Annotated in this window: 22 protein-coding genes, 1 tRNA gene and 1 pseudogene; 4 read left to right on the top strand and 20 right to left on the bottom strand. The window is 46.8% G+C overall.

Features of this window, described 5'->3' with window-relative positions:
- The coding region (gene dgt / locus AC058W_RS06535; protein WP_479389843.1) for a dGTP triphosphohydrolase at nt 1-670 on the bottom strand (670 nt) is incomplete at its 3' end.
- 198 nt (nt 671-868) lie between these two features.
- Here dgt and AC058W_RS06530 point away from each other — a divergent pair.
- Nucleotides 869-953, top strand: a tRNA-Leu gene (locus tag AC058W_RS06530).
- Nucleotides 954-1,245: 292 nt separating this feature from the next.
- Here the strand turns inward: AC058W_RS06530 and AC058W_RS06525 are convergent.
- The 17 genes and pseudogenes from AC058W_RS06525 to AC058W_RS06445 form a co-directional block, all read right to left on the bottom strand.
- Nucleotides 1,246-2,517, bottom strand: coding sequence for a peptidoglycan-binding protein (locus tag AC058W_RS06525; protein WP_118609613.1), 1,272 nt, complete (start codon nt 2,515-2,517; stop codon nt 1,246-1,248).
- 99 nt (nt 2,518-2,616) lie between these two features.
- A complete protein-coding gene (locus AC058W_RS06520; RefSeq protein ID WP_118609612.1) occupies nt 2,617-3,036 on the bottom strand; it encodes a PD-(D/E)XK nuclease domain-containing protein in 420 nt (139 codons plus the stop codon).
- Between the two features lie 32 nt (nt 3,037-3,068).
- Entirely contained in the window at nt 3,069-3,215 is a 147-nt protein-coding gene (locus AC058W_RS06515; protein WP_479389842.1) for a hypothetical protein, read from the bottom strand.
- 81 nt (nt 3,216-3,296) lie between these two features.
- On the bottom strand, nt 3,297-4,028 hold the full coding sequence (locus AC058W_RS06510; protein WP_118138039.1) for a DUF554 domain-containing protein: 732 nt from the start codon (nt 4,026-4,028) through the stop codon (nt 3,297-3,299).
- A gap of 1,019 nt (nt 4,029-5,047) precedes the next feature.
- Nucleotides 5,048-5,752 (bottom strand): response regulator, encoded by a 705-nt coding sequence (locus AC058W_RS06505; protein WP_025576945.1) that lies wholly within the window; start codon nt 5,750-5,752, stop codon nt 5,048-5,050.
- Nucleotides 5,745-7,310: an ATP-binding protein gene (locus AC058W_RS06500; RefSeq protein WP_118609610.1), complete on the bottom strand. Its 1,566-nt coding sequence runs from the start codon at nt 7,308-7,310 to the stop codon at nt 5,745-5,747. The genes AC058W_RS06505 and AC058W_RS06500 overlap by 8 nt, the downstream gene beginning before the upstream one ends.
- A gap of 72 nt (nt 7,311-7,382) precedes the next feature.
- A complete protein-coding gene (locus tag AC058W_RS06495) occupies nt 7,383-8,030 on the bottom strand; it encodes a potassium channel family protein (RefSeq protein ID WP_118571070.1) in 648 nt (215 codons plus the stop codon).
- Nucleotides 8,031-8,049: 19 nt separating this feature from the next.
- Nucleotides 8,050-8,721, bottom strand: coding sequence for a potassium transporter TrkG (locus AC058W_RS06490; protein ID WP_479389841.1), 672 nt, complete (start codon nt 8,719-8,721; stop codon nt 8,050-8,052).
- A gap of 16 nt (nt 8,722-8,737) precedes the next feature.
- A complete protein-coding gene (locus AC058W_RS06485; protein ID WP_479389840.1) occupies nt 8,738-8,977 on the bottom strand; it encodes a potassium transporter TrkG in 240 nt (79 codons plus the stop codon).
- Nucleotides 8,974-9,381 (bottom strand): potassium transporter TrkG, encoded by a 408-nt coding sequence (locus tag AC058W_RS06480; RefSeq protein ID WP_479389839.1) that lies wholly within the window; start codon nt 9,379-9,381, stop codon nt 8,974-8,976. Before AC058W_RS06480 ends, AC058W_RS06485 begins: the two co-directional genes overlap by 4 nt.
- A gap of 230 nt (nt 9,382-9,611) precedes the next feature.
- Nucleotides 9,612-9,824 (bottom strand): hypothetical protein, encoded by a 213-nt coding sequence (locus tag AC058W_RS06475; protein ID WP_117677573.1) that lies wholly within the window; start codon nt 9,822-9,824, stop codon nt 9,612-9,614.
- Nucleotides 9,825-10,142: a DUF3990 domain-containing protein gene (locus AC058W_RS06470; protein ID WP_243098536.1), complete on the bottom strand. Its 318-nt coding sequence runs from the start codon at nt 10,140-10,142 to the stop codon at nt 9,825-9,827.
- Nucleotides 10,135-10,359: a DUF3791 domain-containing protein gene (locus AC058W_RS06465; RefSeq protein WP_019161275.1), complete on the bottom strand. Its 225-nt coding sequence runs from the start codon at nt 10,357-10,359 to the stop codon at nt 10,135-10,137. Before AC058W_RS06465 ends, AC058W_RS06470 begins: the two co-directional genes overlap by 8 nt.
- Nucleotides 10,360-10,600: 241 nt before the next feature.
- Nucleotides 10,601-11,044 carry a hypothetical protein gene (locus tag AC058W_RS06460; protein ID WP_055153924.1) on the bottom strand — a complete coding sequence of 148 codons (444 nt, stop codon included), beginning with the start codon at nt 11,042-11,044 and terminating at the stop codon, nt 10,601-10,603.
- Complete coding sequence (locus AC058W_RS06455) at nt 11,031-11,246, bottom strand: helix-turn-helix transcriptional regulator (protein ID WP_019161272.1); 216 nt, start codon at nt 11,244-11,246, stop codon at nt 11,031-11,033. Before AC058W_RS06455 ends, AC058W_RS06460 begins: the two co-directional genes overlap by 14 nt.
- Nucleotides 11,247-11,411: 165 nt before the next feature.
- Complete coding sequence (locus tag AC058W_RS06450) at nt 11,412-11,756, bottom strand: TnpV protein (RefSeq protein WP_019161271.1); 345 nt, start codon at nt 11,754-11,756, stop codon at nt 11,412-11,414.
- A pseudogene (locus AC058W_RS06445) lies at nt 11,753-12,631 on the bottom strand (DUF4368 domain-containing protein); the annotation flags it as partial. The pseudogene AC058W_RS06445 and the gene AC058W_RS06450, both read right to left, overlap by 4 nt.
- A 436-nt stretch (nt 12,632-13,067) precedes the next feature.
- On the opposite strand from AC058W_RS06445, the gene AC058W_RS06440 reads away from it, so the two are divergent.
- The 3 genes from AC058W_RS06440 (at nt 13,068) to AC058W_RS06430 (ending at nt 20,327) form a co-directional block, all read left to right on the top strand.
- The gene (locus tag AC058W_RS06440; RefSeq protein WP_226824885.1) at nt 13,068-13,274 is read left to right on the top strand and encodes a glycosyltransferase; all 207 of its coding nucleotides are present in this window, start codon (nt 13,068-13,070) and stop codon (nt 13,272-13,274) included.
- Nucleotides 13,271-19,897 carry an InlB B-repeat-containing protein gene (locus AC058W_RS06435; protein WP_479389838.1) on the top strand — a complete coding sequence of 2,209 codons (6,627 nt, stop codon included), beginning with the start codon at nt 13,271-13,273 and terminating at the stop codon, nt 19,895-19,897. Before AC058W_RS06440 ends, AC058W_RS06435 begins: the two co-directional genes overlap by 4 nt.
- A gap of 136 nt (nt 19,898-20,033) precedes the next feature.
- Complete coding sequence (locus AC058W_RS06430; protein ID WP_207724676.1) at nt 20,034-20,327, top strand: hypothetical protein; 294 nt, start codon at nt 20,034-20,036, stop codon at nt 20,325-20,327.
- Nucleotides 20,328-20,387: 60 nt separating this feature from the next.
- On the opposite strand, the gene AC058W_RS06425 is transcribed toward AC058W_RS06430, so the two are convergent.
- Both AC058W_RS06425 and AC058W_RS06420 read right to left on the bottom strand, forming a co-directional pair.
- Entirely contained in the window at nt 20,388-21,416 is a 1,029-nt protein-coding gene (locus AC058W_RS06425) for an SdpI family protein (RefSeq protein ID WP_118610146.1), read from the bottom strand.
- The gene (locus tag AC058W_RS06420; RefSeq protein ID WP_207663147.1) at nt 21,400-21,705 is read right to left on the bottom strand and encodes an autorepressor SdpR family transcription factor; all 306 of its coding nucleotides are present in this window, start codon (nt 21,703-21,705) and stop codon (nt 21,400-21,402) included. Before AC058W_RS06420 ends, AC058W_RS06425 begins: the two co-directional genes overlap by 17 nt.
- Between the last annotated feature and the right edge of the window lie 60 nt (nt 21,706-21,765).

The raw sequence follows: 21,765 nt of genomic DNA, 5'->3' as shown, positions 1-21,765 counted from the left end.
CAAATGTATTTAACCGCTCCCTGGTCGTATATCCAAGAAGCATACGCAACGTAACCGGGATGTCATCCTCCGTAATAATCCCTGCTCTCTGAGCATCATCCATATCATGATGAATATATGCGATCTTGTCTGAAAGTCTTACCACCTGGCCTTCGAGAGTTGACGGACTTCCACTGGTTCTGTGATTCAGGATGCCATCCCGGACCTCCCAGGTGAGATTCAACCCTTCGCCGTTCTTCTCAAGTACCTGTGCAACCCTGACGCTCTGTTTATAGTGGGCAAAGCCATCCGGGTTCACTGCATTGAGAGCTCTCTCTCCTGCATGTCCAAAAGGAGTGTGTCCAAGGTCATGCCCAAGTGCGATTGCCTCCACAAGATCTTCATTCAGCCTTAAAGCCTTAGCGATAGTTCTGGCTATCTGTGATACCTCAAGAGTATGTGTCAGTCTGGTTCTGTAATGGTCACCCTGAGGTGCCAGAAAAACCTGTGTCTTATCCTTCATCCTGCGAAATGCCTTGCTATGAAGGATCCTGTCTCTGTCTCTCTGATAGACGGTTCGTACATCGCATTCTTCCTCCTGCCTCTCTCTGCCCTTAGAATAAAGGCTGAATGAGGCATAAGGGTTTAGCATCTTTAGTTCTCTCTGTTCCATGCTTTCCCTGATATTCATAAGCGATACCTCCACAAGCTGACAAAATACCTCTTATTAATTATATTCTACATAAAATTTCAAATTCCTCTTTTTTTCAAAAAAAATTTGAAATTTTTTATATTTTTTTCAAAAAGTTGTTGACATTGTCTTTTGCATCTGGTATAGTATCACTTGTCGCGAGGGAGAGCACAAAAGAATCCCAAAGAAATGCGATATGCGGAAGTGTCGGAACTGGCAGACGAGCAAGACTAAGGATCTTGTGAGCATTGCGCTCGTGTGGGTTCAAGTCCCATCTTCCGCATTAAAGAATGAGGAACTATGAGAAGTCATGGCGCCTTATTTTTTTGCGTTTTTATTTTAGATATATAATAACCTCATTACCTTGACACTGATTTTTAATGAATCCCGACATACCGATAAAAAACTCTGGCGAATGAGCTTCTCACTGATCTCATAGCACACCTGTCCGTAGTCTTTACATAGTATTCTCAATAAATAGCAGCAATAATACTCTCTATAAATACAGATAAAATAATGACCGGTTATATCACCTTATGATATAGCCGGTCATATATTTTATCTGTTCATATTCATCACAGTTCTGCAATTCTGCTGACTGCCACATAAATTTCCTGTATTTTGTACCAGGTCGGATAATCAACAATCCCCGTCTGTCCCAGACCAAAAATCCCCTGAAAAACTCTGACAGCATTTTTTGTCTCATCTCCGTATATTCCATCCACGGTCACAGTTGGCACTGCCGGATATGCCCCGGCGATTGTATTTAACTGCTCCTGAATCTGACTTACTTTACTTCCTGTTGCGCCAATATCAAGATCATATCCCGGCCATGATGCCGGAATCCCTGATACCGCTTCTGCCACATTAATGTACATATCATTTCCGTAAAAAGCCCGAAGAATCTCAATCGCAGAATATCCCTGATCACCCAATGTTTTACTGCCCCATTGCGTCATCCATCCCCTGTTTCTGCACTGCACCTGCTTTCCATCACAGTACTGTGTCAGAATCGGCTGGCGCACATTCGGTCTGGACAGATAATTCTCAAATAATTCATCTACAATGCGGTCGATACTGTCAAAAATATTTCTGCCATAGATCCATTTATGGTCATATGCAGTGGAAGAAGTTATGGTAAAATCATATCCTTTATTCCGATACCACTCAGTATAAACTCTGTTTAACGTAAACGACATAATCGCCAGGACATTTGCCCGGATCGTATCGTCCGGCCAGGTGGCATAGATTTCGCTGCTGGCTACGTTTTTGATATAATCTCTGTAACGCACATAATAATTCTCTGCCAAAGAATCACTTACCGGGCCATCATGTACTACGATATATTCCGGAATAACAACCTTGCTCAGCACGATCTCTCCCGTCTCATTCACCGGCTTAATCTCAGATTCTTCTATTTTAGGTGGATATTTATAAAACAATGTGTGTGGCGGAATCACCACCCGCTGGTAGCTTTCTCCCTGTTCCATAGCATTTAAAGTTGCCGGCTGTCTGGACAAAACATCCGGCAAAACCTCACTGCCCGCTACTTCTTTGGGTTCAAAACCTTCCGCATCGATCTGCACCGTATATTCTGCATAAGGCTGTTCTTCTACCGGCTCCATACTATATTCCAGCGGCGGCGTTTTTAATTCAAGAACCGGTGTCCGGCCGGAGGAATCTGTCACCACCTCTTCAATGACGCTGTCCGGCGCACCTGTATAAGAGATCCTGACTCTTGCATTCTCTACCGGACGGTTATTCAGCCGGTCCAGCACCACCACCTGATACCGCCCCGTATCCACATTCTCCTGCTGCATATGCATTTCTTTATCAAAAAAAGCCATACAAACATCCTCAACGCATTGCTTCCTTAATAGAATATTCACCGCAGCTATATATGTTACAATTTTTCCTGATGTTTCTTTACTTTCTCATCAAGCTCGTCAAGCTTTCTCATAAGTGGCATCATATACCCGACATTTCTTTTTATTACAGACAATTCCATATTTCCAAATAGTTCCAATGCCGTTATCTCTTAATTCATCTGCATATTTCTTCTGATCTATCTGAGTGATTGCTTTCCTACATTCTATATCTCCTGTATCATTTTCAGAATACTTTACTTCAATAACAATTCCCACATCCGAATCGTCAATTCTAATTAGAATATCACTGAATCCATCTCCTGCTTCCTTATTTGAATTCACTCTCCAACCCGATTTAAATCCCAAAATTCCAAGTAGAATTCCATAGTAAAAGTTTTCTTTTGTTGCTTTTTTTACAAATGTATCGCGCACACTGATTGTCTTTTTCATATAGTCTGTAAATATAGATTCCACTGTTACTCTTTGTGTCTCCATCATAACATGACCGTATCTGTTTTACTTCATTTACTTTATTTGAATGTTTTCTCAAATTCCATAATTTCCTTACGACACATTTTTGCCGCTTCATTACACATTTCCACATCATCACGGTCAATCTCTATACTGTCATCACCCAGATATCTGGTTGAGAAATAAAATCCATCTATCATTCTCATATATGTTTGTGCACTCTTAGAAAACTCCAAATTCATATTTTCCTTCAACACTCTTTCCACGAAAAAAGCATCAGAAAAATATCAGGATACTAACGGAAGTACATAAGTCACCCAGAACCATGACATCGGCATGATCAGTACCATAGCTGGTATCATATCCGCAGTCGGGAAGTTTTTCAGTTTCACCATACGGAATCCTGTTGCAAGCATCAGAAATCCACCACAGGCTTTAAAGTCATTGATCATCCCCGGTGTTGTCAGTGGGAAAATCGCCGTTGCCGCAAAAAACAGAATCAGGAAAATAATCACCTGCGGAATCGCGATCATGCATACAACCATTCCCAGACTGCATGCAAAGATCGCCGCTGTAAATAAATCCAGAATAGATTTGGAAATCAATACAGAATGATCTCCACTCATACCGGATACGATAGAACCATAAATTCCGGTTCCGCTGGCACAGAACAATACAATAATTGTCACTAAAGTGTTCATAAATTCATCTTCAGACATTTCAGAATTTGAATTCTTGATAAATTTGCTGATCACTCTCTGCATTGCACCTGCACCGGCATTGATTTTTTCCCCAAGATGAATCGCAAGACCGATTCCTGTTCCGATTACGATGGAAAAAATAACCGCCGGCATATTTTCCATCAGGCCGATAGTACTGATTCCCATTCCCATAGAACATACACCGAACACCAGGGTAATGTCTGCCTTGAATTTCGGACTTAACTTATGTCCCATAAGGGCACCCAGGATTCCTCCTATAACTACGGATAATGCGTTGATAATTACTCCAATAGGCATAGCTTTTTTTCTCTCTCCTTTACCTGATTTCAGGCAAATGCCGCTTTTTCTGACATCTGCCTGAAGCTTTTTCTTATTATTTAAAACATATCCGGCAGCCAGTATTTCGGATTTACGTCCATAAACTGAGTTCTCTGGAAACGATCTTTCTAGTCGAACGGTACAGTGCAGTCAAAGATTGCCTTGCGTGCCACACCACGTTCGCGTATTCCCGGATGATAGGCCGGATTGTTGGACGAATCCAACGGATGACATTGTACACCAGGAACCGTGATCAGGTCAACATAATAGCGGATTCTGTTTTAAAGCAATATTGATCTTTTAGTTTATTGGGCAGCAACTGTCTGATGCAGAAATCGTCTGCCTCCTTATCGCCTGCTGTCCCTCTTCAATATTCTACCACCGACTTTTCCCAGGTATGAAAAAAAAGAAAAGAATCTCAATTTTGTGATTGTTCAGCGTATAAAAAAAGAGAACATTTTCTATTCCTCAAAAAATACCCTCTTTCTGCGGCATATTGACATATTCTAATTTCTGCTTTTTGTACACAACGTTCTATGATATATTTAATATGTTGCTGCCCTCAATCTGGCAACAGAAAGGAGGGATGCTTGTGTTAGATATATTTATTTCGTTCTTAATTTCTGTCATGGCTGGTATAGCCTGCCACTATATCTGCAAATGGTTAAACAGGAATAAATAACAGCAACTAGCCTCGGTTCGTGTACCGTAAAAGCACACAAAGAAGGCCCTCGGTATTGCAGTACCGGGGGCTTTCGCCTGTATTAGATATTTATTTCGTTCTTTGCCTATTGGCATTATATCATATGCAGTTTTTATTTGCAATATGCTCAATATATTTTTTCATATACCAAAAACCGTATTGCGGAATTGCTCGGGAGTTTGTGATAATGCGTTGTCAATTGCCACACGCAGTCTTGGATTTTTGTATAACAGAAAAAAGCAAACAATCAGATGATTGGGCGATATCCTCTGTGACATACTCCGTATCCAGCTTTTTACTTCTCTATCCTAAGCATGCGATATCCAATGCCAATATGTGTCTGGATATATTGTACTCCATTTTTCTCAGGCTCCAGTTTTTTTCGCAATGTTGCCATAAAAACTCTAAGAGAAGCAACGTCATTATCCGAACATCGTCCCCAAATCTGCTGGGTAATATAGGTATGTGTCAATACCTTTCCCACATTGCGGGACAAAAGGCAGAGCAGCTTATATTCTATAGGTGTCAGATGCAATTCCTCTCCCTTCAGATATGTACAGCCTGCCGTATAGTCTATCTTTAATCCACCATTCTCAAAAACAGAGCTTTCTATCTGCTCTCCGCTCTGCATAACCGCAAGTCTCCTCTGGGTGACACGGATACGCGCAAGTAATTCCTCAACAGAGAACGGTTTCGTAATATAATCATCCGCTCCTGCATCCAGCGCCTCTATTTTATCTGTGTCCTCACTTCTGGCGCTGATCACAATAATCGGCATATTCGACCAGGTACGGATTTTTTTTATCACTTCTACCCCTTCCATATCAGGAAGCCCCAGATCCAGAAGAACAATATCCGGATTGTGGGACGAAGCTTCCAGAATGGCTGAAAATCCGTTTTCTGCAGCCAGATATTTATAATCATGTGTTTTTAATGTAGTAACGATCAGATTGCGTATGGGTCTGTCATCCTCAACCACCAGAATTAATGTTTTATTCATTTAATGTCACCTCGCTTAAGGGTAAAGTAAAAGTAAAATTGCATCCATGAGGATCATGATCTGTCAAAACCAGGGTTCCTTCATGTGCTTCTATAATAGAGTGGCAAAGTGCCAGTCCAAGTCCCAGACTTCGGTGACTATCCGCAACTGTTGTTTTCCCTGTATAAAACATCTCAAAAATATGTGTTTTCATTTCTTCCGGAATTCCCGGGCCATTATCTTCCACACTTATCTGCGCTTTTCCATCTGTTTTCGTTCCCCGAATGCAGATCACAGAACCCGGTGGTGTATATTTTATTGCATTGTCAACTAAATTTACCAGAACCTGCATAATAAGACGTACATCCATACGTGCAAGAACAAGTTCTTCGCAGTCTGTCACAATTTTATAATCATCATGTTTCCGGCTGATATGCCTCAGGGATTCTGCAATCACCTCATCCAGAAGCTGGTCTGTAAATTTAAATTTCAGTCTTCCGTCATTCAGTCTGGTAATGGAAAGCAGATTCTCCACAACTCCGATCAGCCATTCAGAATCATCATAGATATCGCTATAAATCTGATGTTTTGTAGCTTCGTCCAGACGGTCGCTATTGCCAAGCAGCATATCTGCATTACCGGAAATGGAGCAAAGCGGCGTACGAAGATCATGCGAAATCGCCCGAAGAAGATCTGCCCGCAGCTGTTCATTTTTGGCCATAACTGCATTTTTTTCTTTTTCTAATGCATTTTTCGCATTTTCCATTGCAAGCGCACATTCATTTATTACAGACAACAGGATGCTGTATTCAAAAGTGTCCAGTGTTTCTTTTTGCAATGGTATCCCGATCACACCGTAAACATTATCCCCGCTCCGGATTGCCAGATATAAACATTTAGCCTGAGGAAAATGGTGTGTGGACGCACCGGCATGCTGTCTGTTTTCACAGACCCATCTGGCTATCTGCTGCTCTTCTGGTATCAAAAAATCTTCTGTGTCCTCTTTTTCCCCGGAAAAAAGCTTTCCCTCTGATAAAGTTCCGTTTTCTACTACATATGCTGTAATATTGCGGTTTAATAAACGGAGAAGCTGTGTACAGGTGACATCAAGAATCTCTGTTTTCCCTTTTGCATTTTGCAGCAGACGGTCTGTATCGAACAGAATCTGTGTACGAAAAGCAAGCTGTGTAGACAGCTTTGCATGTGTTTTCAGCTTTGCTGCAAGTGCTCCCGTAAGTACGGATGAAATAAGCATTATGAAAAATGTCACCGGATAACCCACCGCATAGGTTTTAAAAGACATCCTTGGTTCTGTCAGAAAAAAACAAAATAAAAATACACTTAAGAAAGAGCCTGCCACACTGCAAAGATAGCCATCTGTCACAATCGAAGTAAGCAAAACTCCCAGAATATATATGGTTACAATATTCGTATCCGTAAAATTCAGTTTCTGAAACAACAGACCAATTAAAGTGCATACCACAAATATAAATACCGTCAGAAAATAATCCTTTGCAGACGGTTTTTCCATAGACCATGTGAATGACCGTTTCTGATGATTCACATTTTTTAAACTCATCCTGTCCCCCACCTTTTTTACTGTTTTGAAAATTATATCATGGGGCTGTGTTGTGGTCAAAAGTCTTTTTTACTATATGCGGAAGCACTTTTGAAGAGCTCTGTATTCTCCCAGCACCAGTAATTTACTATTCTCTTCCAAATACGTATCCGGAGAAATTGCAATATTAAATTCTCCTTCATTTTTTACTGCCAAAATATTAATATTGTAACGCTTTCTGATATCCAGTCCGCCTACAGTTTTTCCAGTCCATTCCTCCGGCACTTCTACCTCAAAAATCGCATGGGAAGCATCCACCTCCATATAATCAAGGATATGATCATCTGTGTAACGGATAGATGCCCATTTTGCAACCTGCTTTTCCGGATAAACCACCTTATCTGCACCATTGCGTAAGAGAAATTTTTCCTGAACATCACGTTCAGCTCTGGATATTACCAGTTTTGCTCCCAGTTCTTTCAGAAGGGAAGTGGTCTCAAGAGAATTCTGAAAACTTCCTCCGATGGTCACGAAACAGATATCGTAGTTTCCAATCCCAAGAGATTGTAAAAATTCCGCATCAGTACTGTCCCCAATCTGGGCGTTAGTCACAAACGGAAGCACTTTATCCACCCTTTCTTCCTTCCAGTCGACTGCCATAATTTCATGCCCAAGCTGATTCAGCTGCATGGCAATATGTTTTCCAAATCTTCCAAGTCCAATAATCAATACATTCTTCATAATATTACTTGTCTCCTTCTCATCCAACTGTAATTTTCTCCAGAGGAAGCTTTGCATTTCCCTTGTTTCTTCCTGAGAATACTGCATAAATCAGGGTCAGGCCGCCTACGCGTCCCAGATACATCAGTATGATCAGCACAACTTGTGAAAAAACATGAAGTCCCGGTGTGACTCCCAAGGTCAGACCTACCGTACCCACAGCTGAAGCTGCTTCATACAGACAATCCAAAAGTGGAAGATCTTCGTATACGCTGATTGCAACACCTCCGCAAAAGAACAATGTAAAATAAAGCATGGCTACTGTGGCTGCATTTTTTATCACATGATATTCCAGTCTCCGACCAAAAGCCCCTGCATTTTCCTGACTGCGAAACGTTGCAATTGCATTCAGAATCAGTACCGTAAAAGTGGTTGTTTTCATTCCTCCTGCTGTAGAACCCGGCGAACCACCAATCAGCATTAACAGTATCATAACCGCTTTGGATGCCTCGCTCATCTCTGAAATGTCTGATGGTATTAAAGCCGGCAGTTCTGGTAGTCTACCCGATCGAAACATGGAATCTAACAGGCGTTCTCCTGCAGGCAGGTTTTTCAGATCACAGGCAAAGAAAAAAACTGTCGGAAAAATAATCAGGCATACAGCAGTCATAAGAATAATCTTGCTTTGCATGCGGTAACGTTTAAAATTCATTTTATTCCTATAAATATCATCCCAGGTAAGAAAACCAATTCCCCCTGGTGATGATCAGCAGCATAATTACCACATTTATAAGGATATTTCCGGAATAGCCCGTCAGAGACGGAAAAGCATTATCTGCTGTTCCCAGAATGTCAAATCCTGCATTACAAAAAGCAGAAACAGAATGAAAGGCTGCCATCCAGATTCCCTTTAAGCCATAATCCTGATACAAAAACCGGCAGCAATCACATAGCTCCTGCTGCTTCAATCAAAAAAGTCCCCTTTAAAAATGAACCTTGTCAATCTGACGATTCCTCCAACTTTAGGTGCTGAAATTGCATCCTGCATTGTACTTCTTTGCATGAGAGATATTTTTTTCCCTGAAAGAAGCGAAACCGCTGCCGCTACGGTTACTACTCCAAATCCACCTATTTGTATAAGCGCAAGAATAACCGTCTGTCCGAACACAGACCAGTAACTTCCGCTGTCCTTTACTACAAGTCCCGTAACGCATACTGCCGAAGTGGCTGTAAAAAGTGCCTCATGAAATGGCGTCGGCATTTTCTCCAAAGAGGAAACCGGAAGCATCAGCAGAATGCTTCCCAAAAGGATCACACCTGCAAATCCCAGAATGATCAGTTGAAAAGACGTCAGGTGTTTTTTCTTACGCATTTTTCTTTTTCCGGCATAAATGATTATAACTCCTTACTAATGATTCTATAGCAATATCTTCATAATGCGTTTTATTATATACAATTGCTTTCAAAGATAGTATAAAAGTCTATGATTCCGTATTAAGATTGTATAAAGACAGTCAGCACTTTTACAAATAGCGTATCAGCATATACTATAATCTTATAACTATTGATTTCTCAACAAAGACAGACGGATATACATTCACCTCAAATCTGATATCCGGATTTCTTTAACTCTTCCCTATACAATTCAGCTATATATGCCGGACCATTGCACCACAGCTTTGTTTTTTCATCATACAGTGCTTTTCCTGTCTTTGAACAAAGAAAATCTGTCAATGTCTCTTTCCTGTCCTTGCCCGTTTCTTCTGCAATCTCATCCGTCACCATAGTGATAAGAAGATCTATTGTATAATTCATTCATTTTTTCTTTCGATGAGCTGCAATGCAATGTAACCAGTCTACATCTGCATTTTCAAAAATAAGCGTTTCAAGATTTCCTGAAAATTTGAATTCAAAAGTCGAAATATATCCGAACTTCTGTCCCTCTTCAATTGTTCCTATTGCAATTGCTTTGGCTATTGAGGTTCTCAGAAAACTTTCTGCCTGCTCCTTGGATGTAGTTAAATAGAATCCCTGCCCAAAATCTTTTCTCTTTGCACATTTGGCAAGATCTGGCTTTTTTACTTCACAATAACTTCCATGATAGAGAACAAAGTCATCTTTTAACTCAAGCACTAATCTCTATTCCCTTTCTTTGCAAAAATTCAGTAATATCTTCAAACACAGCTTCATCGCCTTCACAATGAAAAATCCCATAACATTTTTCTATATATCCAAGAACATCGGCTTCTTTAAACAAGTGGATAATCTGTTCAACAGGTAAATGCCACTCTTCTGAAGCAAGCCGGATTAATCTTGTTTGCATGAAAGTAATCTCTGTTTTCTCACTCATTATGAATCCTCCAAATTTATAACTTTATATGTCTGTATCTGAAATATTCAGTTACAAACTTTATTGGGATAGGCACCTGTGCCGCAAGGGGAAATAGCCCCTTGTACGAAACCTCTGATTTCGCTGTATTTCCCATTTTGAGATTTTTCAAAACTGGGAATGGCACCGCAGGTCGCACGATACAGGTAGATGGAATTGCCTGTATAGAAGTGCGCCCTTTAGTTCCTAAAGGGATTTTTCCTTAATACTTTTTCATCAGCTTATTAAAAATGACAATTCCTGCGATAACTTGAAACAGTAAATATCCGCTAAGATAGAGTACAATCATGCGAGCATTATCAATGACTTCCAATGCTCCGAGAATACCGAAAACCAAAATGGAGAAACAAACAACCAGCAGTCCTAAGCTGTAAGTATATCTTCCGGCTCTATCTCTGATTTTTGTTTTCAACTCGTCATGCTGTTCAATTCGTTCGTTCTCCAAACGCTCTTCGTATCGCTCTTTATTTTCGGGGGAACTCCAATAAAAATATTTGCATATCATCATAATTCCGGGGAAGATACCTGCGCCAGCAAAGCCCCATAAAATGCCCTCTAACTTTGTTTCAATCAACAGCGCAACAATCAAACAAGCCACACCGAAAAGAACATATAGTATCCCGGTTATCAAATTACTCTTTTTCATTTTCTGCACCTCTTTCATAGAAAAAGATTTCTTCAATCCGTTTGCCAAAAAAGTCTGAAATTGCAAAAGCTAATTCCAATGATGGATTATACTTTCCTGTTTCGATTGAACTAATGGTTTGTCTTGAAACACGAAGCATTTTTGCAAAATCATCTTGATTTAATCCTCGCTCCTTTCGTAACTGCTCAACTTTATTCTTCAAAAAACGCCTCCTTGTATGACAAGTTTCCTTTACAAACTTACTATAGCATGACACGCATCTCTTGTCAAGTTTCCTTTACAACATTTACTTCTTTATCATGGGAAAATTGCAATTTATTCATACAGTAAGAGCACCCAAACATTTTTCGTCCGGGCGCTCTCAGTATCAGTCATAAATCAGCTCAAACTTCACAATCTCCTCTGCCTGTGCCTTGCAAGCGTTCATCTGCCGCACCCATTCCATTTGATTTTCAGCTTTCAGTTGCTCTGTCACGCCGTTGCGCTTCGCCAGCTCCGGCACGATCAGCTCCATGCGGTTTCGTGCCGCTTCGTCAATCTTGGCGCAATGTTCAAAGAGCTTGTCGGATAGTACCCGCTCATTGAACAGTATCGGGCGGTGCATTTCCAGATACGCCTTGCGGAGTCTGCCGTAGTGTCCGAGGGGCTTGGTCTTGCGGATAACGATGTTCGAGATAAGATAATCACCGTTCTGTGTGTAAGCGATATTCATGCTGTTTGTACTCCTTTCATCGGCTCTCTCTGCGGTAAACTGCTGACAGGGACGAACACGCCCTTTGCAATGTCCTCTGCACGAATGCCGGCTTTCTCGGCTTCGATTTCCGCCTTTTTCCTCTCCTTGATTTTGTCCTCGTATCGCTTCTGCGCTCCGCTGGCTTTACGCTTCAAGTAGTTCTGATGAAGCCTGCCCTTGCGGTCGCGCTCATGCACAAGAATTTTCTCGACAAACTCGTTGAGCATGGCAATGGTCAGCTTGTCGAAGTTCTCATACTTATCAATCAGAGCGATAAAACGGTCAGCGTCCTTTTCGTGCGTTTCATAGCTCTTGATAGCCTTTTCCAGAGCAGAGATTTCAGCGGTAAGCTCGGCTTGCTCCTTTGCGTATTGAACGTCCAGAGTGGCGTATCTGCTGTCGGACAGCTTTCCTAAAATGTTGTCCTCATAGATTTTACAGAGCAGGACTTCCAGCCCGGAAGCCCTCTGTCTGGCGGCAGCAAGGCGTGTGCGCTGTTTCTTAACCTCTGTTGGCTGCTGGCTGGACTGCACTTCCTGTACCACTCGGACAAACTCGGCTCGGTCATACTTTGCATACTCGGCAATGGCTTTGAGCATTTCGGAAACAAGGGACAGTACCACATCTTCATTGATACGGTGCTGGGTCTTGCAGAGCGTTCCGCAAGGAACTTTGATGTACTGTGAGCAGGTGTATTGAGAAATGCGCTTGCCGTTGTTGGTGCGGTGGACATACATCTTGCCGCCGCAATCGGCGCAATAGAGCAAGCCCGTGAGGGGAGCTGCTTCGCCCCAGCCGTCCGGGTAGCGTCTGACATTCCCACGGATTTTCTGCACAAGGTCAAAGGTCTGCTGGGCGCGGCCATCACCCTCCACGCCATCTATAATCTGCTCATCGCCTATGGCGGCGCGGCGCAATATATCGCCTATGCCCTGCCGGTGGCGGTGGGAAGGTTGTCTGCTTTCCGCTTATCGCAGAGGGAATAACCGAATATCTACTCCCTGAGAGCTGCTTTTTGGCGGCTCTCAAATTTTTTGAAAAATTTTTCGTTTTGGGTGAGAGTTTTTTCGATTTTTTGTACCTATATAAGTGAAAGGGTTTTTATCACAATTCCAGACAAACCGGAAAGGGGGGCAAACGATATGTACGATACCTGCAAGACGGGTCGCACTCGTCAAGCAGCGGGTGCGGGAAAACACCCGCCGGAGGCAGCGGCGCGAGGCAATAAGCCTCTCCGCTTTCTGCCTGATGTTATTCACGGCACTTGCCGGGGCGGCGGACGCACTTATAGTGCGGGGACAGACCGCCGCATGGGGCGTGTTCGGCACGAGGCTGCTGCGGGAGGACGCAGGCGGCTATGTGCTGGTGGCCGTCGTCTCCTTTGCCGCGGCGGCGGCGATCACCGCGCTGTGCATTCGGCTCAGAAACAGGAAAAATCAGAAAAAAGGCGGGACAAACAAGCCCGCCCGATACGAACAGGAGGAGAAAAGCCAATGAAGAAACGAATACTCAGCATACTGCTCGTCTGCTGCATGGTGCTGACGCTGCTGCCGGCGACCGCGTTTGCGGCGGAGGTAGAGACCGGCGCACGTGCATCGAACCCGGGCGGTCTGTGCGAACACCACCCGGAGCATGACGAGGCCTGCGGCTATACCGAAGGGACAGCGGAAATTCCCTGTTCCCATGAACACACGGAGGAATGTCATAGTCTAATAACCCGGTGCGTCCATGCGCATACGGCGGAATGCTACACGGCGGAAAGCGTGTCGGAGAATGCCGACGGCTTATCGGAGGCAGAGAACGCAGCACCGACGGAATGCGTTCACGCGTGCACCGAGGAAAGCGGCTGTATCCTTCAAACATCAGACTGCAAGCACGCGCATGACAAGGATTGCGGCTATGCACCGGCTTCCATGGGGAAGCCCTGCACCTATTTATGTGAGATTTGCGATTCCAAGGACGGAAAAACGCCAATGCCTCTGCTCGGGGCAGCCCGTCCCGCTGCCACCCAATACACCTATACGCTGCATTACGATGCCAACGGCGGCAGCGGCGCGCCGCCAAGTCAGAGCGTGGACAGTTCGGAATTTCATGTATGGGTTCCCATATCAGAAATAATTCCAACCCGTGACGGATATACCTTCATGGGTTGGGCGAATTCTCGGACTGGTAAGCCGATATATGGCGGAAACGGCGGTTATACCAGTTGCCTGGTAGTACATGGGTATGATATGAGCACAACCATCTATGCCATATGGGAGGTGCACAATCATAGCTGGGGCGAATGGACCTCCAACGGCAACGGAACGCACACACGCACCTGCATCACGGACAGCAGCCACACCGAAACAGGCAACTGCTCCGGCGGCAAGGCCACCAGCACGGAGAAGGCCATTTGCGAAACCTGTCATACGGCCTACGGAGAACTTTTGCAGCTCACCAAAACGGTCATCACCACCCCGCCCACGCTGCCCTCTAAGGGGTACGTCGGCGAGTGGTACCTTGATGGAGATCTCAAAGGCGGCGAAGCAAAGGCCCAGGGGACGGACATCGTTGTTCCCGGCTCGTTCCGCTTCAAGCACAATTGGGGCGGCGTAGTAGACCCGGGCGAAAACCGCATGGAAATCCTCTTTACCCCCGACGATACGGAGACATACGCCACGGCGGAATGTATCGTCACCGTGACGGGGCTTAAGTACACGATCACAAGTGTCATAGAGAAAGTCATCAACAACATGCCGTTGGGTACGACGTTTGAGGATCTGTGGCTTCCTTTCGACGTCGATGTAAAAACCAACACCGGCGATATCTTCTATTCCATCCCCGTGACATGGGACGGCTCCTCCTATGACCCGAACAAATATGGCGAGCAAATCATTACCGGCCAGCTGGATGTTGAAGGGAGCTTCTACGAGAATGAGCTGGAGCCGACAAGCACGGTCAAGGCCATTGCCAGAATCACGCTCATTGGCGACGAGCCCATTGTGCCAACGCTGGATCCGCCCACCTACTCCAGGCAGATATACAGCGGCGATTTTTGCCAGCTCGCCTTTTCCGACGAGTATCTTTCCGGCGGAAAAGCCACGGCAGATGGCGAAACGGTTCCCGGCGTGTTCACTCTGAACGAGGAGCAGGAATTATACGGCTACTGGCGGAGAGATGGCGGGCTTGTTCAGGTGGGACCGCTAGCGCTCAAGGTCACCTTCACACCCGATGACCTGCAGAAGTACACCACGGCGGAATGTACCGTCAACGTGGACGTCATTCCCCGCAAATTCAGGCAAGCCAATACATCGTATATTGACAATAAAAAGATTGGAACAGCCTTTGAGGATCTCGGTCTGCCGAACGCGTTCTATTTCTTCGCGGAGGCCGATGAACCAAACCACGAGGGAAGCGGGCTGAACGGCAATGTGCCCGGCATCATCAAGTGGGACGATTCAAACTACGACCCCAATTCTTATGAGGAGCAGACCATCTACGGCGAGGTCAACCGCGCCGAATTTGAGAAGTATTACATCGTACCCGAGGGCGCCGACCTCAGAGGAGTAATCAAGGTCACGCTGCAGGCAGACCCGGCCGAGACGGAGATAACGCAGCCGCCCGTATTCCGGTGGAGGAACGGCGATTTTGCGCAGCCCGACAATACCATGTTCGTCGACAGGAGCTTCCAGATGGGAGCCACAGGCGGGGAAACCGCCGATCTTGTGGACGGCATGGCAAAGGTCAAGGGAACGGATACCGTCGTCCCCGGCACGTTCTCCTTCAAGGAGGGTACGCCCAGATGGTTTGACGAGCTGGGCGAGAACGTTGTGACGGTGGTATTCACGCCGACTGACCAGCACGGCTACAGGACGGCGGAGACCACGATCAAGGTCAACGTCATCAAAAATACCTTCAAGCGTTGCGAGGAGCCGGATCCCATTACGGAGAAAAAACTCGGCACGACCTTTGCAGGGCTTAACCTGCCAGAAATTGTGGTCGTCGAGGCTATCGACGGGCTCAGGGTTGGCATGGAGGTTTCGTGGGAGGAATCGTCCTATGACGCGCAGTCCACGGCTTGGCAGACCATCCCCGGTACGCTGGTATTCGACGCTAACGACGAGCACAAGTATCAGCAGCCGGAGCCTGCGGTAACAGCCGCAATCCGGGTGAAGCTCCTAGGTCCGGAGGATGCGCCGGCGATTACTACCACGACGCTGCCCGGCGGCACGGTCGGCTCGCCGTACCACCATCAGCTTCAGGCAACCGGGGGAGGCTTCATTCTGTGGGAGCTTTTCAGTGGCGAGCTACCCGATGGCTTGACGCTGAAACAAACCACCGGCGAGATCAGCGGCACGCCCACTGCGGAACAGACCGCCCAATTTACCGTTCGAGCTCTCAACAGCGTGGGCAACGATAAGAAGGAACTGTCTATTACGATAACCAACGCCCCCACCGCCGAGCACACCATCACCGTCACCACAGCGGGCGGCGGAACGGCTTCTGCAAGCTCCACCTCGGCGACAGCCGGAACAGAAATCACCCTGACTGCCACGCCAAACACCGGCTATCACTTCAAGGAGTGGCAGGTCGAATCTCTGGCAGGACTTGTAATCACCAACAACAAGTTCACCATGCCGGACAGCAATGTGGCGATCAAAGCTATCTTCGAGGAGGATTCACCTTTTGCACCCACCAAGCATACCGTCACCGTGAAAACGGACGGCAACGGAATAGCTTTCGCATCTCCCTTATTGGCCGTGGCTGGTACGGAGATCACCCTGACCGCCATGCCCAAAGAGGGCTACCACTTCAAGGAATGGCAAGTCATCAGTGGCGGCGTGGCCATCGAGAACAATAAGTTTCTCATGCCGGACACCAATGTGGAGGTCAAGGCATTCTTCGAGGAGGGCGCGCCTCCTGCACCCACCAAGTATACCGTCACCGTGACCACAGAGGGTGGCGGAACGGCTTCCGCATCTCCTGCAAAGACTGCGGCCGGCACAGAAATCACCCTGACTGCCACGCCAAACACCGGCTATCACTTCAAGGAGTGGCAGGTCGAATCTCCGGCAGGACTTGTAATCACCAACAACAAGTTCACCATGCCGGACAGCAATGTGGCGATCAAAGCTATCTTCGAGGAGGATTCACCTTTTGCACCCACCAAGCATACCGTCACCGTGAAAACAGACGGCAACGGAATAGCTTTCGCATCTCCCTTATTGGCCGTGGCTGGTACGGAGATTACCCTGACCGCCATGCCCAAAAAGGGCTACCACTTCAAGGAGTGGCAAGTCATCAGCGGCGGCGTGGCCATCGAGAACAATAAGTTCCTCATGCCGGACAGCAATGTGGAGGTCAATGCTGTCTTCGAGAAGGACGCGCCGCCTGCACCCACCGATCCCGGCAAGCCCAACATCAGCGTCACCGGAGCCTACACCTACAATGGCTCCGAGCATACCGCAACCGTGAGCGGTTATAATCCCGCCACAATGGACATCGCAGGCAACACCGCCACAGACGCAGGCGATTACACCGTTCGCGTCACATCCAAGACCGGCAGATGGGCGGACGGCAGCACTGGGGCCGTGACCGCAGCGTGGAGCATCGGCAAAGCCACGCAGGAAGCGCCTAACGGCTTGATCGGTGTCGCGCCCACTACCGAGGGCGGCAGCGACGGCAAGATCACCGGCGTGGATGCAACGATGGAATACCGTGCGGAGAGCGAGACTATCTACACCACCTGCACCGGTATCGAGATTGAAAACCTGCCTGCCGGCAATTATTTCGTCCGCTATGCGGGGGATCACAACCACTTTGCCAGCCCCGATGCGGAGGTCACAGTGGGTGAGGGTACGCCGCTTGCGGATTGTACGATCACCTTCAACGCAAGCGGTGGCAGCGGCAGCATGGATTCCGTGACCGTCAATGCAGGGACAATTTACATCCTGCCCGCCTGCGGCTTCACTGCTCCCGCCGATCAGGAGTTCAAGGCTTGGGAAATCGGCGGCACGGAGTACAAGGTGGGAGATTCCTACACCGTGCTCGTGGATACCGAAATCAAGGCGCTGTGGGAAAACAGCGTTATTACCCCCACCACCTACACCGTCACCGTCAGTAATGACGGAAACGGCACGGCTTCCGCCTCTCATGCAAAGGCTGCGGCCGGCACGGAAATCACCCTGACCGCTACGCCCAACACCGGCTACCACTTCAAGGAGTGGGAGGTCATCAACGGCGGCGTGACCATCAAAGACGACAAGTTCCTCATGCCGAACGACAACGTGGAGATCAAAGCAATTTTTGAGAAGGACGCATCTCCTGCTCCCACCGAGTTCACCATCACCGTGAAAACGGACGGAAACGGCACAGCTTCCGCCTCTTATGCAAAAGCTATTGTCGGCACAGAGATCATCCTGACCGCTACGCCCAACACCGGCTACCACTTCAAGGAGTGGCAGGTCATGAGCGGCGGCATGACCATCAAGGACAATAAGTTCATCATGCCGGACACCAATGTGGAGATCAAGGCCATCTTCGAGGAGGACGCACCTCCTGCTCCCACCGAGTTCACCATCACCGTGAAAACGGATGAAAACGGCACGGCTTCCGCCTCTCATGCAAAGGCTGCGGCCGGCACGGAAATCACCCTGACCGCTACGCCCCAAATCGGCTACCACTTCAAGGAGTGGCAGGTCATGAGCGGCGGCATGACCATCAAGGACAATAAGTTCATCATGCCGGACACCAATGTGGAGATCAAGGCCATCTTCGAGGAGGACGCACCTCCTGCTCCCACCGAGTTCACCATCACCGTGAAAACGGATGAAAACGGCACGGCTTCCGCCTCTCATGCAAAGGCTGCGGCCGGCACGGAAATCACCCTGACCGCTACGCCCCAAATCGGCTACCACTTCAAGGAGTGGCAGGTCATGAGCGGCGGCATGACCATCAAGGACAATAAGTTCATCATGCCGGACACCAATGTGGAGATCAAGGCCATCTTCGAGGAGGACGCACCTCCTGCGCCCACCGAGTTCATCGTCACCTTTGACGGCAACGGCGGTACGCCCTCTGTCGGCAGCATGACCACCACCGATCGGAAGCTGACCTCTCTGCCCAGCGCCTCCCGAAGCGGCAGTTACAGCTTCTACGGCTGGTACACCGAAAAGAGCGGCGGAACAAAGATCACGACGGATACCGTATTCCATACAAATGCCACCGTCTACGCCCACTGGACCTACACCGGCGGCGGTGGCGGCGGCTACAATCCACCCGTCACCTACTACACGCTGCGCTTTGAAACAGGCGGCGGCAGTGATATTCCCAGCGTGCAGGGAACGTACAATACCTACATTGACCTGACAAAGTACGTCCCGACCTGGCGTGGACATGCCTTTATCGGCTGGTACAGCGAACGCAGCCTGACGAACAAGGTTTCCGGTGTTTATCTGACGAAGGATATGACCGTGTATGCAGGCTGGCGCGTGGACGAAAATCCGGGCACAGACGTGAATCCCTTTACCGATATTTCTGAAAAGGACTGGTTCTACGGCGATGTGATGTTCGTCTACGAAAACGGATTGATGCTCGGTACGAGCAAGACCCTGTTCAGTCCGCATGGGACGGTGATGCGCGGCATGATGGCGACCATTCTCTGGCGCATGGAGGGCAGCCCCGTACCGAAGGGCAAAAACAGCTTTACCGATGTGGAGGCCGGAAAGTGGTACGCTGACGCGATCACATGGACGGCGGAGAACGGCATTTTCGCGGGCTACGGCAAAGACAAGTTTGGCCCGGACGATCCCATCACCCGCGAACAGCTTGCAGCCATCTTCTACCGCTACGCAGACTACAAGGGCTACGATCTGACCGTCAAGGGAGATCTGGACAAGTTCAAGGACGCGGACAAGATCACGGATTACGCAAAGACGGCGATGCAATGGGCGGTCGGCAGCGGCCTTGTGAAGGGAAAATCCGGCAATCTGCTTGACCCGCAGGGCACGGCGACCCGCGCTGAGATCGCCGCCATGCTCCACCGCTTCATTGAGAAGTATAAGCTGGTGCAGGGCAAGGCTCCCGGCGGTCTGATGGGCTGGATCGACCCGAAGCGGCTGCAAATCATCGAAAAGTAAACAGGCTCACCTTTAGGGGTGCGGGCAAATAGCCCCGCGCCCCTTTTCGGTTTCATTTGTCAGGAAAGGCGGTTGCTCTTTTGAACAACCGCCTTTCGCCATTTCTATCCGATTTGAGCAGAAAGGAAATCAGTCTATGACAAAAGAGTACGGGAGGTGTCGCTGTTGCGGCTTGCCGCCGCACTTCTTCGCCGTGGGCTGCCGCTCCCCGCCGCTCTCCGTTTGGATTCGACCGCAACACCGAACAAAAACATCCAAAGAGCCGGTCGCCTCTTATAAGGAGGTCAGGATCGGCAAGACCCTCTATCGCGTGACAAGCGTGTTTTCCGGCGAAAAGGACCTTGGCAGGACGCTGGAGCAGCTTGCAGTGCGCCGCGCCATGACAGAGCTGGACGCTCCCGCGACCGCGCAGCCCTGTCACGCATCGTAACTGTACTCTTACAGCACCAGCCATACATACAAAAAGGTCTTTTTTATAATTAAACACACACTAATTCATCTGACATTTCTCTACGAGCGTATCATAAATTCTCTTTGTTTCTGATTCATCTGCGCCATTTACCACCAATATTTTTCCGCCTATATCCATAACTACATATGAGTGGCAGGATGCATGGGTGTAGCGGATATAATCTCCATAAATATCATCTCTAAAATTTCCCATACCATACTTCAGGTTTCCCATACCATTTGTTCTGCGATCATTCCCATTCTGAAATAAATTTTCTTTGTATGAGATACTGTCAATCTGCTCATAATCCACTGTATAATCACTCCATCCCTGTGCCTCAACAGTAAAATCATTATCATGGAAACTGATATCAATACTCCCCCAGAACAAAGTCCATATAGTAAATATTATGACAAGAACTGATACGATTACATATATCACGATTGTTTTCTTGTTATACTGGATTTTTAATTTTTCTCCGGCTGCCATTTTTTTCTTATAAAAAAGATAAGAATAAAGAATGCTGACAATTGCAGCAGCCATAATGCTCACAATATACAAAACCAAAGCAGCAATGCTTTCTCCAAAAAGGCCGCAAAGCATACATAGGACACCTGATGCCACCCATAATTTTCCACTAAATCTATGAGTTGCACTCCAGTTTTCTTCATCCTGCAGTGTCCATACAACCCTGATTCCTATGGTGTTATTCTGTTTCACCTTCGGCAAATAATTTCCTATGATCATAAGCAGTAATCCTGTTCCAAAGTAAATTACTGCCATAAACAGATTCTCACTATCCGCATCCATACTGATCAGTCTTGCCATACCATTATAGATTAATGCGGTAACAGGTATTATCCATATGACCATCCCTATAACCTTGCTGCTCTGCTGTCTGTTCCTGTTGTCATAAAAGATGATTGTCACCAGTATACAATCTGTCACTACAAAAAACACGTTTATCCATATGCTCTGCGCCATCGTAAAACCCACCAAAATTCCTGCAAGCATTACCAGTACAGAACAGATCAATGTACCTTTATATTTTTTAATCATTTCCTTCATGATCCGATGCCCCCTTTAAGTCTGTGATCCACAACATAACATCTTCCAATACAGAAGTATTTAGTTCATAATAAATAAATTTTCCTTCCCTTCTGCTCCTGATCAGATCAGCATCCTTTAATATTGCCAGATGTCTGGATATGGACGCCCCCGTCACCGAAAAATGTTCACATATCTCTCCTGCTGAAAGCCGTCCGCCCTTTAACAAATTTAAAATCTCACGTCGTATTGGATCTGCCAGTGCTTTCAGTGTATCCTGTAATCCCAATAGTTCATCACAGCCTTTCATTTAACATTTAACCTAATTGTTAAATATAATATAGTATAAGAACCTTCATATGTCAAGTAC

The organism is Blautia sp. CGZ-1-C1 (assembly GCF_056504575.1).
Note: the sequence above shows the minus strand (reverse complement) of the source record. Positions and strands in the feature narration are given on the sequence as shown.